The organism is Desulfococcus multivorans (assembly GCF_001854245.1).
GTDB lineage: Bacteria > Desulfobacterota > Desulfobacteria > Desulfobacterales > Desulfococcaceae > Desulfococcus > Desulfococcus multivorans.
Genome location: NZ_CP015381.1, coordinates 4,435,173 through 4,455,399, shown reverse-complemented (window position 1 = coordinate 4,455,399; position 20,227 = coordinate 4,435,173). Strand labels below are relative to the sequence as shown.

At 54.3% G+C, this 20,227-nt stretch carries 16 protein-coding genes and 1 pseudogene; 6 read left to right on the top strand and 11 right to left on the bottom strand.

Annotated elements, in window-relative coordinates; genetic code table 11:
• Positions 1–50: 50 nt before the first annotated feature.
• From dmul_RS19540 to der, 3 genes are all read left to right on the top strand, one after another.
• Positions 51–557, top strand: a complete 507-nt coding sequence (locus dmul_RS19540; protein ID WP_020875354.1) for a regulatory protein RecX — start codon at positions 51–53, stop codon at positions 555–557.
• Between the two features lie 128 nt (positions 558–685).
• The gene (gene asnS / locus dmul_RS19535; protein WP_020875353.1) at positions 686–2,068 is read left to right on the top strand and encodes an asparagine--tRNA ligase; all 1,383 of its coding nucleotides are present in this window, start codon (positions 686–688) and stop codon (positions 2,066–2,068) included.
• Positions 2,069–2,126: 58 nt separating this feature from the next.
• Positions 2,127–3,491 carry a ribosome biogenesis GTPase Der gene (gene der, locus dmul_RS19530; RefSeq protein WP_020875352.1) on the top strand — a complete coding sequence of 455 codons (1,365 nt, stop codon included), beginning with the start codon at positions 2,127–2,129 and terminating at the stop codon, positions 3,489–3,491.
• Positions 3,492–3,591: 100 nt separating this feature from the next.
• On the opposite strand, the gene dmul_RS19525 is transcribed toward der, so the two are convergent.
• From dmul_RS19525 to dmul_RS19480, 9 genes are all read right to left on the bottom strand, one after another.
• Positions 3,592–4,206, bottom strand: coding sequence for an HAD family hydrolase (locus tag dmul_RS19525; RefSeq protein ID WP_040415975.1), 615 nt, complete (start codon positions 4,204–4,206; stop codon positions 3,592–3,594).
• The gene (locus tag dmul_RS21140) at positions 4,203–4,928 is read right to left on the bottom strand and encodes an OS_HP2 family (seleno)protein (RefSeq protein WP_268815232.1); all 726 of its coding nucleotides are present in this window, start codon (positions 4,926–4,928) and stop codon (positions 4,203–4,205) included. The genes dmul_RS19525 and dmul_RS21140 overlap by 4 nt, the downstream gene beginning before the upstream one ends.
• A gap of 180 nt (positions 4,929–5,108) precedes the next feature.
• The gene (locus tag dmul_RS19510; protein ID WP_020878029.1) at positions 5,109–6,296 is read right to left on the bottom strand and encodes a THUMP domain-containing class I SAM-dependent RNA methyltransferase; all 1,188 of its coding nucleotides are present in this window, start codon (positions 6,294–6,296) and stop codon (positions 5,109–5,111) included.
• Positions 6,297–6,453: 157 nt separating this feature from the next.
• Entirely contained in the window at positions 6,454–7,308 is an 855-nt protein-coding gene (locus dmul_RS20545; RefSeq protein ID WP_020878028.1) for a thioredoxin domain-containing protein, read from the bottom strand.
• Positions 7,309–7,358: 50 nt separating this feature from the next.
• Positions 7,359–8,360 carry a hypothetical protein gene (locus dmul_RS20540; protein WP_020878027.1) on the bottom strand — a complete coding sequence of 334 codons (1,002 nt, stop codon included), beginning with the start codon at positions 8,358–8,360 and terminating at the stop codon, positions 7,359–7,361.
• Entirely contained in the window at positions 8,357–9,043 is a 687-nt protein-coding gene (locus dmul_RS19495; RefSeq protein WP_020878026.1) for an ABC transporter ATP-binding protein, read from the bottom strand. The genes dmul_RS20540 and dmul_RS19495 overlap by 4 nt, the downstream gene beginning before the upstream one ends.
• Positions 9,044–9,206: 163 nt before the next feature.
• A complete protein-coding gene (locus tag dmul_RS19490) occupies positions 9,207–9,704 on the bottom strand; it encodes a nitrous oxide reductase accessory protein NosL (protein ID WP_020878025.1) in 498 nt (165 codons plus the stop codon).
• A gap of 192 nt (positions 9,705–9,896) precedes the next feature.
• Positions 9,897–11,243: a sigma-54-dependent transcriptional regulator gene (locus dmul_RS19485; RefSeq protein WP_020878024.1), complete on the bottom strand. Its 1,347-nt coding sequence runs from the start codon at positions 11,241–11,243 to the stop codon at positions 9,897–9,899.
• Positions 11,224–12,762 (bottom strand): two-component system sensor histidine kinase NtrB, encoded by a 1,539-nt coding sequence (locus tag dmul_RS19480; protein WP_020878023.1) that lies wholly within the window; start codon positions 12,760–12,762, stop codon positions 11,224–11,226. The genes dmul_RS19485 and dmul_RS19480 overlap by 20 nt, the downstream gene beginning before the upstream one ends.
• A 671-nt stretch (positions 12,763–13,433) precedes the next feature.
• On the opposite strand from dmul_RS19480, the gene dmul_RS19475 reads away from it, so the two are divergent.
• The 3 genes from dmul_RS19475 (at position 13,434) to dmul_RS19465 (ending at position 17,024) form a co-directional block, all read left to right on the top strand.
• Positions 13,434–15,080 (top strand): (2,3-dihydroxybenzoyl)adenylate synthase, encoded by a 1,647-nt coding sequence (locus tag dmul_RS19475; protein ID WP_020878804.1) that lies wholly within the window; start codon positions 13,434–13,436, stop codon positions 15,078–15,080.
• A gap of 82 nt (positions 15,081–15,162) precedes the next feature.
• Positions 15,163–15,447 (top strand): DUF997 family protein, encoded by a 285-nt coding sequence (locus tag dmul_RS19470; protein WP_020878805.1) that lies wholly within the window; start codon positions 15,163–15,165, stop codon positions 15,445–15,447.
• An 11-nt stretch (positions 15,448–15,458) separates the two neighbouring features.
• Positions 15,459–17,024 (top strand): sodium:solute symporter family protein, encoded by a 1,566-nt coding sequence (locus dmul_RS19465; RefSeq protein WP_020878806.1) that lies wholly within the window; start codon positions 15,459–15,461, stop codon positions 17,022–17,024.
• Positions 17,025–17,154: 130 nt separating this feature from the next.
• Here the strand turns inward: dmul_RS19465 and dmul_RS19460 are convergent, their stop codons facing one another.
• Positions 17,155–18,111, bottom strand: a complete 957-nt coding sequence (locus dmul_RS19460) for a 3-hydroxyacyl-CoA dehydrogenase family protein (RefSeq protein ID WP_020878807.1) — start codon at positions 18,109–18,111, stop codon at positions 17,155–17,157.
• A 907-nt stretch (positions 18,112–19,018) separates the two neighbouring features.
• Positions 19,019–20,208, bottom strand: a pseudogene (locus tag dmul_RS19455) (transposase).
• Positions 20,209–20,227 lie beyond the last annotated feature (19 nt).

Genomic DNA, 20,227 nt, shown 5'->3' with positions numbered 1-20,227 from the left:
ATAAAAAGCACGTTTGACCTGAAGGGATCGTCCTTATTGGATTGCAGCCTATGGATAATCAAACGGATTCCGTAGCCGCGGCTGTGGCCGCCGCCGTGCGCTTCCTGGCGAGACGGGATCACTCCCGATGCGAGATTGTTCGCAAACTCCGGCAGCGGCGTTTTTCACCCGCGGCGATCGATGCGGCTGTGGCCGAATGTGAGCGGTTGAATTATCTGAATGACGACAGGACCGCAAGATGTTATTTTGAGGAATTGGTTCGGAAGGAATTCGGCGCGGAGCGCATTCGGTACGAGATGAAGAAGAAAGGGCTTGTCGGAGATACCGTCGAGGCGCTTCTGGCGACATATGCCGGCACCCCCGGAGAAACGGCCGCTGCCAGAAACGTTTTTGAGAAACACATGAGGCGTTTGGGTCGGGAGACGGATCGGGATAAACGGAAGGCAAGGATGTGGCGTTTCCTTTACGGGAGGGGGTTCAGCGCCGATATCATCCGGGACCTGATGGATCGCCTGAACAACGGGGATGATGGATTGCCTGGGCGGAAAAGCGACTGAAGGCTGAAAGCTGAAAGTTGAGTAGGGATTATTATGACAACGTTCACTATTCATGGGCCGGCACCTCTTTCCGGTCAACGTCATGAAAGTCGAAAGTTGCGTTATTTATGACAACGTTGGAGATACGAATGAGGCGAACAAAGATTGTACATCTGATCGATGCCGCGCATCCGGTGAACGATGTTCTGGTGAAGGGATGGGTCAGAACCCGCAGGGATTCCAAAAACTTTTCTTTTATCGAGTTGAACGACGGATCCTGCCTCAAAAACATCCAGGTGGTAGCGGATGCCGCCATTGCGGACTATGACAACGTAAAACGACTGAATACCGGGGCCGCCGTCGCCGTCACCGGTCGACTGATCCCCTCCCAAGGCAGCGGCCAGAAATGGGAGATTCAGGCCGAGGGCGTCACGATCATCGGTGCGGCTGATGAAGACTATCCTCTCCAGAAAAAGCGGCACAGCGATGAATTTCTGCGATCCATCGCCCACCTCCGACCCCGGACCAACAAATACGGAGCGGCCTTCCGTATCCGGTCGACCCTGGCCTATGCCGTCCACACCTTTTTCAGGGAACGGGGGTTCACCTGCATTCACTCCCCCATCATTACGGGTTCGGATTGCGAAGGGGCCGGTGAGATGTTTCGTGTGACGACCCTGGATTTGAACGATATTCCCAAAAAAGAGGGCAAGGTCGATTTTTCGGCTGATTTTTTTGGAAGAGAGGCAAGCCTCACCGTCTCCGGACAGCTCGAAGCCGAGATGTTCGCGATGGCGCTCGGGGATGTCTACACCTTCGGTCCGACTTTTCGGGCGGAAAATTCCAACACCAGCCGTCATGTCGCCGAGTTCTGGATGGTGGAGCCGGAGATGGCCTTCTGCGATCTGGCCGGGAACATGACGCTGGGCCAGGAACTGATTCAGTTTCTGACCCGATATATTCTCGATCACGCGGCAGATGATATCGATCTTTTCGCCCGTTTCGTGGACAAGGGTTTAAGGGCGTGCCTTGACGGCATCCTTTCATCGGAATTCGTTCGACTTCCTTATACAGAGGCGGTGAACATCCTGAAGACGGCTCGGCGGAAATTCGATCACGACCCGGTCTACGGAAAGGATCTCCAGTCCGAGCACGAGCGGTATATCACCGAGGTGCATTTCAAACGGCCCGTCATCATCTACGATTATCCCATGGAGATCAAACCGTTCTATATGCGGGTCAACGACGACGGTCGAACCGTGGCGGCCATGGATGTTCTGGTACCCGGTATCGGGGAGATCATCGGCGGCAGTCAGAGGGAGGAACGCCTTGACGTCCTTACCGCCCGGATGGACGACATGGGCCTGGACCGAAGGGATTATTGGTGGTACATCGATTCCCGGCGATACGGCAGCGTTCCCCACAGTGGTTTCGGTATGGGATTCGAACGGGTGATGATGCTCATGACCGGCATCCGCAATATCCGGGATGTGCTGCCCTTTCCAAGGACGCCCGGCAGCATCGAGTTCTGATTTCTGCATATGACAAAAACGCGAGAAGAGACGCCAAAATAGAATACAGAGACAAAGCATGAAACCCATTGTCACCCTTGTTGGACGCCCTAACGTGGGCAAATCGACCCTATTCAACCGTATCACCCGTTCCAGGAACGCCCTGGTGGACAATTTTCCAGGGGTGACACGGGACCGTATCTACGGACAGGCCGTCTGGAACGGCGTGGAATTCACACTGGTCGATACGGGCGGGTTCGCCGAGGATGACCAGGATTTTTTTGCGGGCCCCATTCGGGCCCAGATCCGCCAGGCCGTTCAGGATGCGGATGTGGTGATCCTCATCATGGACGGCAAGGGGGGCGTATCGCCTTTCGATCGGGACCTGATGACAGTGTTGCGGAGTTCGGAAAAGCCGGTGCTCTATGCCGTGAACAAGATTGACGGGGAGGAGCAGGAGGAGCGGCTGTATGAATTTTACAGCCTGGGCATCGACGTCCCGTTTCCCATTTCCGCTGAGCACGGTTACGGCGTGTCGGATCTTCTGGACGAACTCGTGTCGGTCATTCCGCCTTCCAGGCCCGAACCGGCCGAGGAGATGATCAAGATAGCGGTGGTGGGAAGACCCAATGCCGGGAAATCTTCCCTGATCAACCGAATGTTAGGGGAGGAGCGTCTTGTTGTGAGCGAACTGCCCGGAACCACTCGGGACGCCGTGGATTCCATCTTCAAGGTCAACGATAAATCCTATTGTCTCATCGACACCGCAGGCATCCGACGCAAGGGAAAGGTCACCCGGAAGCTGGAAAAATTTTCCATCATCAAGTCCTTGAGAAGCCTGGACAGGTGCGACATCGCCTTGATCGTCATCGATGCCGCCGACGGTATCACGGATCAGGATGTCAGTATTGCGGGCTACGCCCACGAAAGGGGTTGCGGCTGTATTTTGCTCCTCAACAAGTGGGACCTGGTGGAAAAGGATAAACATACCGCCAAGGCCTATTATGATCGGCTCCGCCTCGCGGCGAAATTTCTGAGCTTCGCCCCGGCCATGACCATTTCAGCCTTGACGGGGCAGCGGGTGTCCAGGATATTCTCCCGGGTGGATGCCGTCTATGCCCAGTACACCACTCGAATCACCACCGGTCAACTCAACAAGGTCCTCGGCGAAGCCCTTATCCGAAACGAACCGCCGCTTCACCAGGGAAAACGACTCAAATTCTACTACGCCGCCCAGGTCTCCACCCGGCCGCCAACCTTTGTCTGCTTTGTCAATTATCCCGATGCGGTTCATTTTTCCTACGAAAGATATCTGATCAACCAGATCCGGGAAGGGACCGGTCTGACCCAGACCCCCATCCGCCTCCTGTTGCGTCAGCGGACCGGTCGAATCGAGTTCGGAAAGAAAAAGCCGATCAAGGACCGAAAGAAAAGCCGACGATAGCGTGTGAGGCGGGAGAATGGACCCGGGAGAATGGACCCGGGAGAATGGACCCGGGAGAATGGACATAGATCCGCGAATATCGGATTGGCTGCCGGATGGGTTAACGGACGATATTCCGGATCTCGTCGAGGCTGTGAATGTGGTAGGCCGCATTGAGGCCGGGGTTGGCATAGGCTACGAAGGTCACCCTCGCAGCCGATGAGGCCGCTTCATCCACATGGGTGTCGCCCACGTAGATCGCCTCTTCGGGAGAAAGCCTGAAATGGTTGAGAACCTTGATCAGGCCTTCAGGGTCGGGTTTGGGGTTCTGGACGTCCCAGGCCGTCACCACCATGTCGAAGTCCCTTTTCAGATCGAACTCCGATATGATGGCGGGCATGGTGTCTGTTCGGTTGGTCACGACGGCGGTTTTATACCGGGGCCGAAGTGTCTTGATAAGCGGCTTCAGGTGGGGCTCCATCACCATGTCGGGGATGAATTCCATGTAATCGAGGGTCTGCCTGAAGGCCTGTGCTTCCCTGAAGCTGCGCTCGTCTTCGAAGAGGAAGGCAATACTCTCGTCCCCCGTGTGAGCGTGGACATAAGCGAACTGCTCCTCCGTCATCTCCGGGCGGCCCATGTAGGTCATTACCCGATTGTAGTAAGCCCTGTTGATGCCCGCCGTGTCGAACATCACGCCGTCGCAGTCAAATATCACAATTTGTATGGGCATCATCCCTGACCGTCTCTTTTTTCCCGCTTTTCAGCGATGTTGCAGTAGACGCTGATGGTCAACTCCGGTCGGATACTGCTGTCCGTCTTGATGATGACGGCGTCATAGTACCGGGTTTTCTCCTGCCTCAGATTGAAAATGGTGAGGCGATAAGCCTTTTTGTCTTTGTCCTCCGTTACCGCCACCCGGATGTTCCCCTCTTTTTGGGGGCTGGCGTCCAGGATTCTGAAAGGATATTTTTCCACGGGAACGATGCTGACTTCCTTGAAAATCTCCTGACCCACCTGGCCGGTCATTCTGACACGGGTGGGCTTGATGTCGACAAACCGGTCCACATGTCCTTCGATCTGAAGCACCAGGCTTTCCTGCGTCGGATCATTGGTCAGGACCGAGATGGTCTTGCTGAGTTTTTTATTGCCGTATCCCTTGGTGTTGACCTTGATGGTGATTTTTCCCACGCCCCCGGCGGGGATCTGCCTCGAATACGAGGCGGCGGTGCACCCTCAGCCGGTTTCAACCCTGTGAATCTGAAGTTCGGCGGTCCCCCGGTTCTCGACCACGAAATCGTGGACCACCTCTTCACCCTCAAGAACGGGTTCGAACGTGAATATCGGCTCCGGAGCGGCGGCAAGCGGTGCATCGGGTGTGCCTTCAGCAGCGCCGGAACAGGCGACGGCAAGCGCGAGCAGGATGCCGATGGATATGCCAACGGATCTCAATTTCATTAAAAATGCTCCTTGTTTACACGGAATCGGACAATCGGGCAGACGAACCCGTCCAAGAATCTTAACCCAATAAATAATGGCGTTCTTTCAGGTCTGTCAAGCGTTCTTTTTGGATCGAGTCTCCTGTTGGATACTTGCGGGCGCCCCTCCGTAATGCGCAGGCAAACCCGAACGGCAGGATCATGGGATGGCGCCGATCAACAAGGTCGGCCGGATGCCGCCATGATGAAAGACATGATGGGACAAGGGGAACGGGATATCCCGAATCCATTCCGTCTCCGGCGCCACCAAGGCGATTTTCCATCCCGAATAGGCGCTCTCGAGGTGCGTCAGCACCGATCGAAACAGTGCCCGGCTTCGGCGGCGGGTGCCCAGTCGCCGTCCATAGGGCGGGTTAAGGGTGACGATCCCTTTGTCAGGGGTGATCTCCCGGGGAACGACTGCAAAAAAATCTCGGCAGGCGACGTCAATCATCGAGGAGAGCCTGGTTTTGTCGAGGCTGCTCCGAAGCGACCGGCAGACGTCGGGGTCTATATCCGAAGCAAAGATTCGGGGAGCGCCCGAGTCGGTCGTTTGCGATTCGGCGCCCTTTTTGAGATATTCCCACTTCCGGGGAGCGAAGGAGGGCCATCCCATGAAGGCAAAGCTCCGAAAGGCTCCCGGCGGGATGCCGGCCGCGATCATGGCCCCTTCTATGGCAAAGGTGCCCGACCCGCACATGGGATCCACAAGCGGTTCTCTGCCGGTGTATCCGGCAAGCATCAGCGCCGCGGCGGCGACGGTTTCGCGGATGGGAGCCGTTCCGCCCTGGGTTTTGAGGCCCCGTTTGTAAAGCAGCTCCCCGCTGCTGTCGATGGACAGGGTAAACCGGTCCTTTTCAGCGCGTACGAAAATGCGCTGTGGTCCGCCGGCGTCCCGATCGACGCGGTCTGTCGGCGGCCATTTCCGGAGGCGCTCTCCGACGCTTGCCAGAACCCTTTCGGCAACGGCGCCCGTATGATGAAGACGGCTTTTGGCGGCGGTGACATGCACGAGCGGCGGGGCGTCCGACGTCAGATAGAGCTCCCAGGGGATTGCCGACAGGTGCTGTTGAAGCCGGGGAAAGGTCGCGGCCTTGAACGTCCCGATTCTCATGAGAATCCGGTTGGCGGTTCGGAGGTGGAGGTTGGCGCGCCAGCAGTCCGGGAGTCGCCCCTCGAATGCGATTCCGCCGGGAAGGACGGCGGCGCCTTCGATGGAAAGCGGCGGCCCCGTCAGCTCCTCCAGGCAGACCCTTTCAAGGCCCGGGGAAACGGCGATGAAAAACTCCCGGGTTCGACCGATGACGTGCCGTTTGATGCGTTTCTGCAGAGAGGTTTCAGCGGTCATGGGGGACGCTCCTTTGCCGCCGTTCATATCCTGAATGGGGCTTGGGCGTCAAGATACCAAAGATGGTTTCGCTCGACCCGACCCAGGAAAAGGGGACGCCGGATCGCCTTTGGACAGCAGATGATGTCGCGGCCGTTGTAAACGGAGATTCAGGGCGCTATTGCTTTTCGTTGCCGGGTGCCGTCCGATTGATAACGGACAGGAAGCTCTCCGTGGAGTGGTTTCTCAGGATCCGGCCGTTCACAAAAACCGTCGGCGTTCCGCCGACGTACAGGCGGGCGGCCTCCGTCAAGTCCCGGTTCAGGGCCGCCGTCACCTCGAGATGGCTCATCTCCCGCTTCAGACGGGCCGTATCCAGTTTCAGGTCTTGCGCGATCTCGTCGATCTTCTGGGGGCTGAGTCGGTCGTGATTGTCGAAAAGCGCATCGTGGAACTCCCAGAACCGGCCCTGCCTGCCGGCGGCCAATGCGGCGGCGGCCGCCGCCCTGGAATGGCGATGGCTGCGGAGGGGGTAGTTCATGAAGACGACCTTGACCTGTTCAGGATACTCGACGGTCAATTGATCGAGGGCCGTCGCCAATTCCGCGCAGGAGGGGCACTCGAAGTCGCTGAAGACGACGATTTCAAAGGGGGCGTCCATCGGGCCTTTTACCGGCAGGCCGCTGGTGTCGATCTCCTGGATCATGTCGAGGGTGATGATCCTGAGGGTCTTCTCTCGGGAATTGCCCGCCAGCAGCACGTCGTCCCGGGGCGTGGCCTTGATGATATCGGTGCCTTCCCCCAGCTGGACGCTGCCCTCGAGACGGCCGTCCGGGGAATAGATCAACAGGCTCCCGGCCTCGGTGAGCGCGAACACCCGCCGGCCATTGAGAGCGACGGCGATATCCACCGGTCGGAGCGCCATCTGGAGAGTCTGAACAACATTCAATCTGATCTCGGTGGTGTTCTCACAGAGCACGGGGTTTGGCGGGAGCATTGCCAACAGCATCAGGATCAGGATTGTTTTTCGCATGTCGGAAACCTTTCTATCATCAGGGTGAAAACAGGATGACATCTTTATTTTCAGTATCCCTCGAGGGTGAAATCGGAGAAAAGCATGGGCCAGGTGGATATCATCACGAAGACGAGGCACCCGATCATGGCGATGAGGGAGAGTCTCCGCTGAAGCGACGGCAGACGCTTTTCCAATGATTCCGGGCCTCTCACCCGTTCGAGGAGCCCCACACTCATGCCCGCGATGCCTGCCGTGAGGAGGGCGGCGTAGAGGGGATAGCCGATGTAGCGGTATTCCTTCTGGAGCAGACAGAAAGGGCAGTGGTGGGTGGGCAGTTCGTAGAAGTAGAGGGAGATGAAGGAGATGATCGAGACCAGGGAAACGAAAAAGAAGATGCCGCTGAAGCAGGAGAAGAGCCCCGCCGATCTTCCGGTGATACGGAAATGAATGCCGGAGCGGAGGGTCAGAGCCGCGCTCAGATAGAAGAGTACTTTGGCGGGAATGGATGGGAGTGCGGCCATCTTTCCGGAAATGCCGGCGGCCTCGGCGTTGAAAAGGATGCCGCAGCACGAGGTGATGATGTCGGCCTTCAGGTTCAGAAAATATTGCGTTACGAGATAGGCGTCGAAAACACAGAAGGCGGTGACGACGAAAAGGAACCGGTATTTGGTCTTGATCAGCGGATAGTCGGGGCATTGGTTGTCGGCGTGGTTCAGAATCAACCACAATCCCGAGAGCACGGCCCCCGCGAGTTTCACGACAAGGGCCGGGTATCCGTACCGGTTGACGTTGAGGGATCCGGCGGCACACATGGCCCCCGTAAAGAGCGGGTGAATCCGGTCCACGGTGTAGATGAAGAAAAACATGGCAAAAAGCCCGATGGCGAAAAGATGCGTCAGGACCGAAGAGATGAGATAGGTCTGCCTCTCGAGAGCCAGTTGGCTTTCGCTCCCGCTTTCGATGTTCCAGGCCCGGATGATGCGATACCCGATGATGGATGCATAGACCGCGAAAAGGGCGGTGAGCAGGGATACCAGGATGAGCGTGATGATGGCCGGGTTCAGGATCAAGGGATCTGTTTCTCCTCCAAAATGCTCCCGTCCCGCATCTCGACCACGGCATGGACGATCCCGGCTTCGAAAACCAGGGGATCGTGGCTCGCCATCAGGATGGTCTTTCGATCGCCGAAAAACTCGGCGACGATGTCCAGAAATTCCATGGAGAGGGCCATGTCGAGATGGGCCGTGGGCTCGTCGGCGATGATGACGGCGGGGTTGTTGATGAGGGCCCGTGCAATGGCGGTCCGCTGCTGTTCCCCGCCGGAGAGCCGCTCCACCTTTTGACCGGCCTTCTCGTCAATGTTCAGGCGTGCAAGGAGTCTCATGGCGTCGGCTTTTACCGCTGCGTGCCGCCGTCCCGTGGGATACGCCGGCAGCATGGTGTTTTCGAGGACGGTGATTCCCTTGATGAGGTTGTAATTCTGAAAAATGAACCCGAAATCGGACCGCCGGATATCGGAGAGGAACCTTTCGGGAAGGCTCGTGGTTTCCTGTCCGTCGACGAAGATCCGCCCAGAGGTGGGGCGGCTCATGCAACCGATCAGGGAGAGCAGCGTGGTTTTGCCCGATCCGCTGGGACCTTTGAATACGGTGATTTTTTCGCGGGCGATGGTGAGGGTCACGTTTTTGAGGGCGTGAAATTCATTGGGCCTGCCGGCGTTGAAGATTTTGGAGACGTTTTTCAAGGTTATCATGGCGTTGGATCTTTGCTCCCGCTGAAGGTAATGGCGAAGGCCATGGGCGATTCCTGAAACGCCGAAAAGAAATATGCCTGGGACAGGTGCCGCGTATATAAGAGGAACGGTTGCGGAACGAATCCGGATACGACGGATCCATTCGTGACGACAGGCCGCGTTGTCACGAATGATGCTTCATCTTTTTCTTTTTTTCCCGAATCATCTTGATGTCATTATACATGTCTTCGAAGGCGGCCTTCATGATGTCGTCGAAGGTCGCCTTTTCACCGCCGTTTTCGCTGATGAATTTCAGTGCGGCAGCCTCATCGGCGAATGCCCATTTGGCCCGGGTGGTCATGACGCCCGTCCTGGATCCGCCGAGGACCCAGATCGCCTTTTCAGCGTCGATGAGGGTTTTGGTGTCGAAATCGCCTACCATGATTTCCCGGGGGGTTTTGCCGATATTGGCGGCCATGTCGACGGCCGCACAATGGATGGAACAGGTGCCCGTCGTCGAGCCGTCGTCATAGACGATAAGGACCCGGGAATGGGCGAATTTAGCCCGATCCATGCCGCAGAGGGGACAGGCCGGGTGTGCGGTGATGTCCTCCTGAGCGAAGACGTTCACGGTGCCGATCAACAGCAGGATCACCATGACGAACAGAGCTGTTCTTTTCATGAGAATCTCCTTTTGATGGTGGATGGATGGTGGTGATCCATCTCAGTCTATAAAAGATGGATCTCGATTTTCTATCAGGGGCCGAGCTTAAAGGTCAAGGGCTTAGATGTTCAGCCCGGCTACTCAACTTTCGACTTTCTTGATGGTGACCGGATAGAGGCACCGGCCTATGAAAGTCGAAAGTTGGGGGCCTTATTTGTAGCCGTATTGGTTCAGTTTTTTCCGCAATGTCGGCCTGCTGATCCCCAGCGTTCGGCAGGCTTTCCCCAGATGCCCCTGTTTGATCTTGAGCACCTGAAGAATATGCTCCTTTTCCACCTCGGCCAGGGTTTTTTCCGATGGCTCCTGAACAGCATCGACACCGGTTTCGGAGATGGCGTTCAGGATATCCTCCCGGGTAAGTACCGGCGATTTTGTCAGCACCGCCGCCCGGATAAGACTGTTTTCCAGTTCCCTGACATTGCCGGGCCACGCATAGCTTTCCAATAGTTGCCTGGCACCTGACGTTATTGTTTTAATCGGCATTTGGTGCTTATGTCCGATCTTTTTCAAAAAGTAGTTCGCCAACAGGGAGATGTCGGACCGCCGATCGCGAAGAGGCGGCACATAGATGGTTACCACGCGGAGTCGGTAAAAAAGATCCGATCTCAATCGGCCGTTCGAGGCCATTTTGGCCAGGTCTAAATTGGTGGCGGCCAATATGCGGGCATCGGATTGCAGGACTTTGCTGCCGCCAACCCGGATGAATTCCTTCTCGTGAAGAAATCTCAACAGCTTGCTTTGCAGCCGCAACGGCATTTCTCCGATCTCGTCGAAGAAGATCGTGCCCTCTCCGGCCAACTCCAGGGTTCCCTTGCGGGTGACGTCCGCGCCGGTGAAAGCGCCTTTTTCATATCCGAAGAGTTGACTTTCGGTCAGGGTGTCCACCAGTGTGGAACAATCCACCACCATGAACGGATGGTTTTTCCAGGCGCCCTGATAATGGATGGTTCTTGCAATGACTTCCTTGCCCGTACCGCTTTCTCCCTGAATCAGGACCGTGACCTTGGAATCTGAAACCATGGCGATTTTTTTGAACACTTCCTTCATCGGCTGGCTTTTGCCGACGATATATGGGGTCTTTCCATCAGATGGGGCGGCAACGCCTTGCTTTTGGGGAGGATCCTGATGGGTGCGGGCACGGTTGATCTTGTCGAACCGATTCAATGCGCTGTCTATTTCATTGATATCGATAGGTTTGTGAATGAAATCGAAAGCGCCCAACTTGATGCAGTTGATCGTGTTTTCCATATCCTGAAAGGCCGTGACGATGATGACCTGGGTGGCGGGCATATCATTCCGCAGTTTTTTCAGAATGATCTGGCCGTCCATATCCGGCAGCTTCAGATCCAGAATCACGAGAGAAGGCCGTTCCCTGAAAGCCGTTTTCAAGCCTTCTTTTCCGGTCAGCGCGGTATATACCTTGCATTTGCGCTGTTCCAGAAAAAACCTCATGGAGTCCAACAGGGACGCCTGGTCATCAATGATGAGCACTCGCATGATCTTTGTCTTCCTCAACCGGCAGGCAGAGATAGAAATTCATGCCGCTCCGGCGATTGATCGCGGCCCGGACAGATCCGCCGTGAGCCTCGATGATCTTTTTGACGTTATGAAGCCCCAGGCCCGTTCCCATGGCCTTCTGGCTGAACATCGGGTCAAAAAGATAGGGCAGCATTTCTTTGGGCAATCCCGGACCCTGATCCGCCACCAGTATTTCGACCCATTCCTTTGAATGTTGTTTCAAGCGGCGGACGATAATGGTCAGTTTCCCACCGGAAGGCTGGGCTTCAACCGCGTTGAACAGCAGGTTCAGGAGCGCCTGTTCCAATCGATGGGGGTCCGCATTTATCGTCTCGATACGGCGACTGATTCTCAAGAGCACGGATACCTGGTTCTGGGTGATGCGCCGGTGCATACTCTTCAGGCAAAGATCCAGCAGCGTTCTGATATTCACCGATCGATAGGAGAGCCTCAACGGAAATCGGATATTCATCATTTCCTGCAGGCTTTTTTCGATCTGGTTCACTTCGGTAAGGCTGGCCTCTACGAGACGAAGCCGTTCCGGGGGCAGCTCCATCAGCAGAAAAAGCTGCAGATTCATTCGCACGGTCGACAACGGATTTCTCACGTCATGGGCAATCGAAGCCGCCTGAAGAGACAAGGCCTTGAGTTTTTCCATTTCCCGATTCTTTTTTTCCAGCTCTATCCGCTCACTGATATCCCGGCAAATGCCGATATTGGCCATTCGGCCTTCGAATACATTCTGGTTCGCCATGATTTCAGTGGGAAGCTGTTCACCATTTTTACAAAGCCGCCGGTACTCGATTCGAGCGGGCGCCACTCCGGGCTTGAGGCACAGTTCATACGCCTGCCGAATTTTTTCCTTGTGGTCATCCGCCACGAAGTTCAGATAATCTGTCTGAAGCACCGCTTCATGATCATATCCATGCATCTCTGCAAAAGAACGGTTCGCAAAAACGATTCGACCTTCAATCAAGACCAGGAAGCCTTCGTTAATATTCTCGACGAGGGTCATATATTTTTTTCTGGATTCGGAGAGCTCATGGGTACGGATCTCGATTTCTTTTTCGAGAATTTTCGTGTGATCACGCATGAAACGGTCATGGATGCTCTGGAAGTATTCCGAAAACTGGGTGATCGCATAAACCATGCAGGTGTGAAGCTTCATCAGCAAAGGCTTCCGCTCTCCCGGGTCGATTTCTGAAAATACGAGCGGGATCAGGGTTTCTCTGTAGAACTCAAAGGCTTTTTGAACCTCCGATACCTTATAGCCCTCTTTGAATCGCTGTCGTGCGATCATCGTAATAAAGGCCTTGAGGTCGGTCCAGTCGTCGGAAACTATCACGCGACGAAAGGCCAGGGCTGCGGCGTTCATGCGATGTTTAAGATCCTCGGCCGGCTCGTTGTGATATCGGATCGACAGGTCACGGTATACCGTGTCGAACCATGTGCTGACGATCTGTTCATGACGCTGATGGAAGAACTGTCTGACATCCATGCGTGTGCTCCGACTCCCCTCCCTCAAGTATAATCCGATCAAGATGACGCCCATGTCGATATGGGTGTGTTGACGCTTCAGAATGAAATCTCAACTTTCGGCTTTCATAGGCCGGTGCCGGGAGGATACGACCCGCGCCCCGCGCGGTTTCGTTCAAGTGCCGCTAAAGCTTGCTCCGGGCGGCCCGGAAACTCGCTTGCGCTCAAACAGTCCGGGCCGCTGATCCTCCGCGGCGCTTAAGCGGCACTAAAACTCACCGCTGAAGGGGCCCGGGTCGTATCCTCCCGGCACCTCTATCCGGTCAATATCATGAAAGTTGAAATGATGTTTCAAGCCATATTGAAAAAAACTTTCAATCATCCGATAAGCCAAGATTCTAACCGACTGTATTTTAACATAACTTGTTGTGGCACAGTGATTGCTTAGTAAACATTAATATCATTCATTAAGTATTTTTCAATCGAATTTTGTCTCTCATACAAAAAGGAGGTCCAGATTTGGAATAAAGTCTGTTTGCTCACATCTTCAGAGATGTGTCGGTAAATCGCCGTGAAAGAAGCATGTACGGGGTGCCGGCCGCAGGTCGAAATCGATCTCCTGCCGCCACGGGACCGACATGAAAACGCTATCGGCGGTCAACATCAGAATAGCATATGAAAAGGGAGAGACGTATGGATGGCCATGTTTCATATCCACCTGAATTCGCTGATGAATATCGTAAAAAGGGCTACTGGTTGGATAAAACCATCACCGAGGTGATGGATGAGAGTTTTGAACGGTTTGCATCGAATCCATTGCTGATATCCGCCCAGAGCGGCCGTGTGTTTACCTATCGGGAATTCGGAGCGTTGAGCACCCGGCTGGCGCTTCACCTGAAAGCATTGGGTCTTAAACTGTATGATCGGGTCATTCTGCAGGTTCCCAACCAACCGGAAGTGCTTCTGGCCTACCTGGCCGTCATGAAGGCCGGCGGCATCCCCATTATGGCGCTCCCGCCCCACCAGGAAGCGGAGATCGGGTATTTTGCAAGGCATTCGGATGCGGTGGGGCTTGTGATACCGTCCATATTCAGCAAGACGGACAAGCAGCAGATGGCCGCAAACATCATGAAGGCGGCTGCTTCACTGAAGCTGGTTCTGGTCACCGGCGGCGAACCCCGGGAGGGTTTTCACGCTCTGGATCAGTTGTTGGCCGACCCCATCGAAGAACGTGTCGACGCGGAGACCTTGCCTCGAGCGAACCCGGACGCACCGGCCGTACTTCAATTGTCCGGGGGGACAACGGGTGTACCGAAGCTGATTCCCCGGACCCACAACGACTATGTGTATAATTTTCTGTGCAACGCCGATATCAGCCGATTGAGCCGGGAAAACATCATGCTGGTGGCGATTCCGCAGGAGCATAATTTTGCACTGGCCTGCCCCGGATTCATGGGCCTGGTTTCCCGCGGCGGTTGCGAGATCCTCAGCAGTGTGCCGTCGCCGGAGGCGGCCATGAAGACCATCCAGGAACACCGGGTGACCCACTGGACCGCCGTGCCGGCAATGATCATCGGCATGCTGAACCATCCGGACAGAGATAAATATGACTTGAGTTCCCTGCAATTGATCCTTACGGGCGGCTCGAAACTCAATCCCGAGGTGGCCTATCGCATTCGTCCGGAACTCGGTTGTGACGTGCAGCAGGTGTTGGGCATGGCCGAGGGACCGCTTTTCTGGACCCGCCTGGATGATCCGGAGGAGGTCCGCTTCACGACCCAGGGCCGTCCGCAATCTCCGGGTGATGAATTCAAAATCGTTGAGCCGGCAACCGGTGAGGAAGTCGCGCCTGGTGCGTTGGGTGAACTCTGGTGCCGGGGCCCGCATACCATTCGCGGTTATTATCGTGCTGCCGAACACAATGCCAAAGCCTTCAGTCCGGACGGCTATTACAAGTCGGGGGACCTCGTGAGGCTGCATCCAACCGGCAATATCGTTGTGGAAGGCCGGATAAAAGACTGCATCAACCGCGGCGGCGAAAAGATCAGCGCCGAAGAGATTGAAAATCATATCCTCGCCGACCCCCGAATTGACAACTGCGCCTGTGTCTCCATGCCGGATCCGGTACTGGGGGAAAGAGTATGCGCCTTCGTGGTGCTCAAACCCGGCCGGGAATTGACATTACCCGAACTGAATCATTTTCTTCTGGAAGAACGGCGTATCGCCAAGTTCAAACTGCCTGAACGCCTGGAATTGTTGGGCGCCATGCCGCTGACCAATGTCGGTAAACTGAACAAGGTGGCACTCAGGCAGATGGTTGCGGAAAAACTTCAAAACTGACGGATCGTTGGGCACAGTCAATGACGAACCCCAACCGGAAAATCAGCATCCATATTAATGGATGATAGGAGATGATTGAAACATGAATGAGAACAAAAGATCCCTCAAAAAATTATTTTTTCTGATCGCTTTTTTGATTTTAACCATTCTGTGCTGGTGTCCTGTCGGTTACGGCCAATACGGGGAGGTGGGCAGAATTCTGGGTATGCCTTCATGGGCCGCGATGGCTTTGTTTTTTGGATTGATCCTGGCTGTTCTGGAAGCCGTTTTTCTGTTCAGCAAAGATCTGGCGTTAACCGAGGAAAAATTGGCTGAAATGGTTTCGCAGCTGAAAACCGTCAGCATCGAGGACAACGCCTCAAAATAGGAGGGCGATACATGACCGCGACACTCATTATCACGTTTATCTGTTTCATTTCCGTCATCGTCAGCTATATCGCATTCCGACAGGGAGCGGCGCGTTCGGCGGACGATTATTTTGTGGCCGGCTCCAGCCTGGGGTACTTCGTGCTGATTTTCAGCATGCTGGCATCCTTTTTGAGCGCTTTTTCGATGTTCGGCATGTCCAGTTTAGGCTACAGAACCGGATACGGTGCGCTATATGTGCTTACCGTCAATCTGGTCCCCCTGGGATTCCTGTGGTACTTCCTGCACCGCAAAACCTTTATTCTCGGCCGAACGAGAAAATGGATGTCGATGGGCGCGCCCTTTGGCGACCGTTACGGCAAGGGTATGCGCATCATCATACCGATCGTTGTCCTCATGTCCTCGATTCCCTTTCTCGTGGCCCAGATTCAAGCCATCGGGGCCATGCTCGAGGCCATGAGCCAGGGACTGGTTTCATATCATGTCGGGATTTTTTTCGTGCCCGTCTTTATCGCGCTCTATCTCATGATGGGCGGTATGAAGGGCGCGGCCTGGGTCAACACACTTCAGGGGGTATTCTTCACGGCAATGGTGTTCGTGATCTTCTTCGGTGTGATGTCGACAAACGGGGGTTTCACTCAAACCATGGACCTGGTCCACCAGAAACACCCGGAGCTTTTCCAGCTGGGCTGGAATGACGGAAAAGTATGGAGTTATTCCATGGTCTTTGGTTTTTCAACAGCCATGTGCCTGGGGTGTATCTGCATGCCCCAACCGTATATGCATGCCTACGCGAGCCGATCCGCCAATGGCTTCAAGGCCATGGTGCTGAGTTTCGGCGCCATTTGCCTGGTCATCATCACGATGCCCACCCTGATCGGCATCGCCGCCAGGTTGATCGTTCCGGGTCTCGAGGGGGTCGAAGCCGACAAGGTGTATGGCCTCGCGGCATCCAGAACCTTTCCCCAGGTCATCGCGGCGATTATCGTTTCAGGCGGGTTTACGGCGGCAATGTCCACGGTCAACGGCATGGTATTCGGCAATGCCATGAATATCACCAACGATCTCTGCAAGTTGATTTTTCCGGATCTGTCTTCCCACAGATTGATCAGAATCGCCCAACTCTGTGTCCTTGTCATCATGGCGGCGTGTGTGGCGATCGGCTGGAATCCGAACACGCCGGTGGCCGAGCTGTCCGTCATTGCATTCGGTATGATTGCGGTGACGATTTTCCCGTTATGGGGCGCCTATTTCTGGCGGCGTGCCACAGCCCAGGGCGCGATTTGGGCTACCATCATCGGTGTGGGTAGCAACGTGGCGCTGTTTTTCATCGGTGGAAAGCAGATGGTGTTGTTTCCGAGTCCATTGCTTTTGAACCTGAACGGCTTTTTGTTTTCTTTGATTATTTCGGGCATTGTTTTCTTCGGCGTTTGCATGCTCACCCAGCCGGGAGCGGTTGAAAAACGGAGCCTGGCCCTGTTTTTTCATCCCGCATTGGAAGAAGCGCCGATTTTCAGGCCGATCGCCCTGGTGAATGTTCCGGAGGAACTCGAACAAAAGGAAGGTCATGTTGCCTAGATGATCTGATGCTCTCTGGAATCGGGAGGTCATCTCAATGAAAATGCCGTGCATCGGCCAATCCTTCGGACCGATGCACGGCACTGTTTCAATGATTCAAAAGACAGAATGCTTTTAAAGCGGGTTTCAATTATTCTTTAATCATGATCAGCTTGTTGGCGTCCTTGATGACCAGGTCGGAAAAATCTCTTTCCTTGACAATTTTAAATCCGTCCCACTCATAAAACCCTTTCCCGGTTTTAACGCCGAGTTCGTTTCTGGCAATCATCCGCATCACGATCAGCGGGGGATACAGACGGGGATCCTGCGTGGCCAGATACATGGACATACCCACCCGGTACATGGTGTCCATACCAATGAAATCGGAAAGCTTGAACACCCCTTGCGGGTGGCCCAGGCTGCCTTTGAGTCCCCAATCTCCATCGGCGACGGTCACTTCACCGCGTTCAAGGGCACGGTAGGCCTCGAACATGAAGGGCATCAGGTGTTTGTTGACCCAGAAGCCGCTGACATCGGTGGCGACAAAAGGCTTTTTGCCCATGAGTGTCAAAACATCAACGGTAAATTGAAGCGCCTCGTTGGAAACTTTTTTGTGCCGGACCACTTCCACCGCCGGCATCTGATGTACCGGGTTCATCCCGTGGGTGCCGACAAACATTTCGGGTTTGCCGCAGGCTTCGGCCATGGTGAGCACGCTCAGGGAACTCGTGTTGCTCCAAAGGACAATCCCGGCCGGCATTTTGGGGGTTAAGTTCTGGAGCATGTCGCATTTGAGTGTGATGTCTTCAAAAATCGCCTCGAGAAAAATCTGGCACGATTGCAGCTCGGCAACAAACGCGTCTTCGGTTTCGACGATTTTGTATTTCGCCAGACAGGCATCCACATCAAAATCCGCATCATCGGCGTGTTTCTTCTTCTTCAACCAATTCAAGTCGCCGGCCACCTGTTTTCTGGATCTTTCGAACATCTCGGTATTGGCATCATAACCGATAACTTCAAAACCGGTCTCCAGAAAATTCGCAACCCAATCCGCTCCCATTTTTCCGAGACCGATAACGCCGACCTTCTTTACGCTTTTAGGATCCATTCACCGCTCCTTTTTTGTTTAACAGATTGAACATATATGGAAAAATAAACACCATCGATTTAACCGGATCTGGAACTGTTTCCCTGACAAAAAATACAAAACAACTACATTACAGCTATTAAAGTGCTTCTGAGCATTTGTCAAGGATAAACTGCCGCCGGCGTGTCTGCGTTCGTTAGTTCTCGCAGCAGTTCCTTGACGACAACCCGACTTTTCTATCAAGCAGTCTTTCCCGCGGTGAAGCGGGTTCAGCGGTGGGAAAAAGGATTTGTGCCGATCAGCGACAACCCGGATTTTTCGCCAAAGGTGACAGGCCTTGACTGGCTCGATCTGTGCGTCGGCAGGATAATATGGATGTGGAGGAATACGGAGAAGCTGTAGGGCGTCAATGACAATAATAACTTTTTTTATTGCCATAGCAACAAAACGGGTTTATAACGCTTAACGAAGAAGAGAAGGAGTGCTAAAGCCCCCCAAGGGAAGGACAAGGCGTGGGGAATTCTATTACTGTTTTTTAAATAAGTCTCCCATCGGTGGTGATGGTGGGGCTTTTTTTGTTTTCGGGGTGGAGCATGGGTGGACTGTGGCTGATATCAAAGGGAGAAGAAATGGCATGAATACCCTTCAATATCGGATGGTTATGTTGAATCTACATGATAACAAATAGTTAGGCCTAAAACAAGCGCGTTTACAATACGACTAACTCAAATGAGAAAAATTGGGTTCGTCTCTATTTCCTGTGAAATTTCTAACTTCTGAAAGTCGAACCGGGCCGTCATCAGGGCGCGGATCACCCTGTATTTCATGTTCAGGCCGGATTGTCGTGTTGCTGCATAGCGCTCTCCTTTCCGTGGTTTAAAAGCGGGCTCACAATTGCGTCATGCAATTCCTGCCCCGGAAAATACCGCTATGGAAAGTTGAACTGTTTCAAGGCGTGGAAACAATTCAGAGCGTGTTTCAGGGAATGATTATATCCCACGAGCCGATAGACAATTTTCCTGCCGGTTCTGATGATCAGGCACGGGATCCGGATAAAGGTATGGATGAACCTTTTGAATTCCATGCGTACGATCCGTTTTCCCAAGTGCCGATACGGCATCAGCAATCCGTACCATGCTTTCAAATCCCATGCCGTCGAAGCAATGGCCATGTAGGCCCAGTTGGAAAGCAGCGTGTTTGACGGCGCCTTGAGGGCGCAGGCCCCGTTTTTCAGCTGCTCGATGTCGTTTTCGTGATCAGCCCGCTTTCGATAGAATTCAAGAATCTGCTCTTTTGAGTTTTTGGCATCATTGGTGATATAGAAAAATAGCGTACATCTTTATCAAAATGGGCGGTCAGACCGAAATCGGTGTCTCCCCGGAGCTTGACGGTGCCAAAGATCCCTTTCACGAGATCCAGGCTCTTGTCGATCCAGACGGCCGAATCCAGATGAGACGGTGCATTGGCCGGCCGGTTGACCAGATAGAGGGGTTCCCGCGTCTGGGCCAGGGATACGACCAGGGGATGATATCCCCATCTCCCGTCATAAGAGATGTCCATGCCTTCCTTGCATTCCCCCGATGTTTCGGAAATCGTACCGTCGACATTGATGACCGCTTCTTTCCTGAAGCACCGGGGCTGCCGGCGCCATATCTTCTTCCGGATCTCGTTTTTGGCTTCCATCAGCTCGATGATCTGATCTTCATCAAAGCGTCTCAGAAAATCGCCGGCGGTTGTTGGATCGGGGATGAGCTCAGCGCCCAGCGCATTGAGCCAGGCCTCGTCATTCCTGAGCAATTCAATATCCTCAAGACAACTGCCTTCGGCAAGAAGGTTATAGGCGATGTCAAGAACATGGTCCGATTCATGGTAGGGCAAATGCCGCTTCAAGATCTCAAGCCGCTCATCGAGTTCATCCATCAAGCCGGTTCGTTCAGCCAGGGTGTGAATGATGCCGATCCCGCCGCCGGCAATGCCTTTGCTGCGACCGTCAAATTCATAATGGATATTGGACCCCGAAATCATCGGCCGCGGCCGGTCTTCCCAGTTTCTTCTTCGGGTTCGTCGCGTGATTTTTCGCTTGCGGTTCTTCAGCTTTTTAGAGATAATCGGTGTCACTCGAAATACTCCTTCTTGA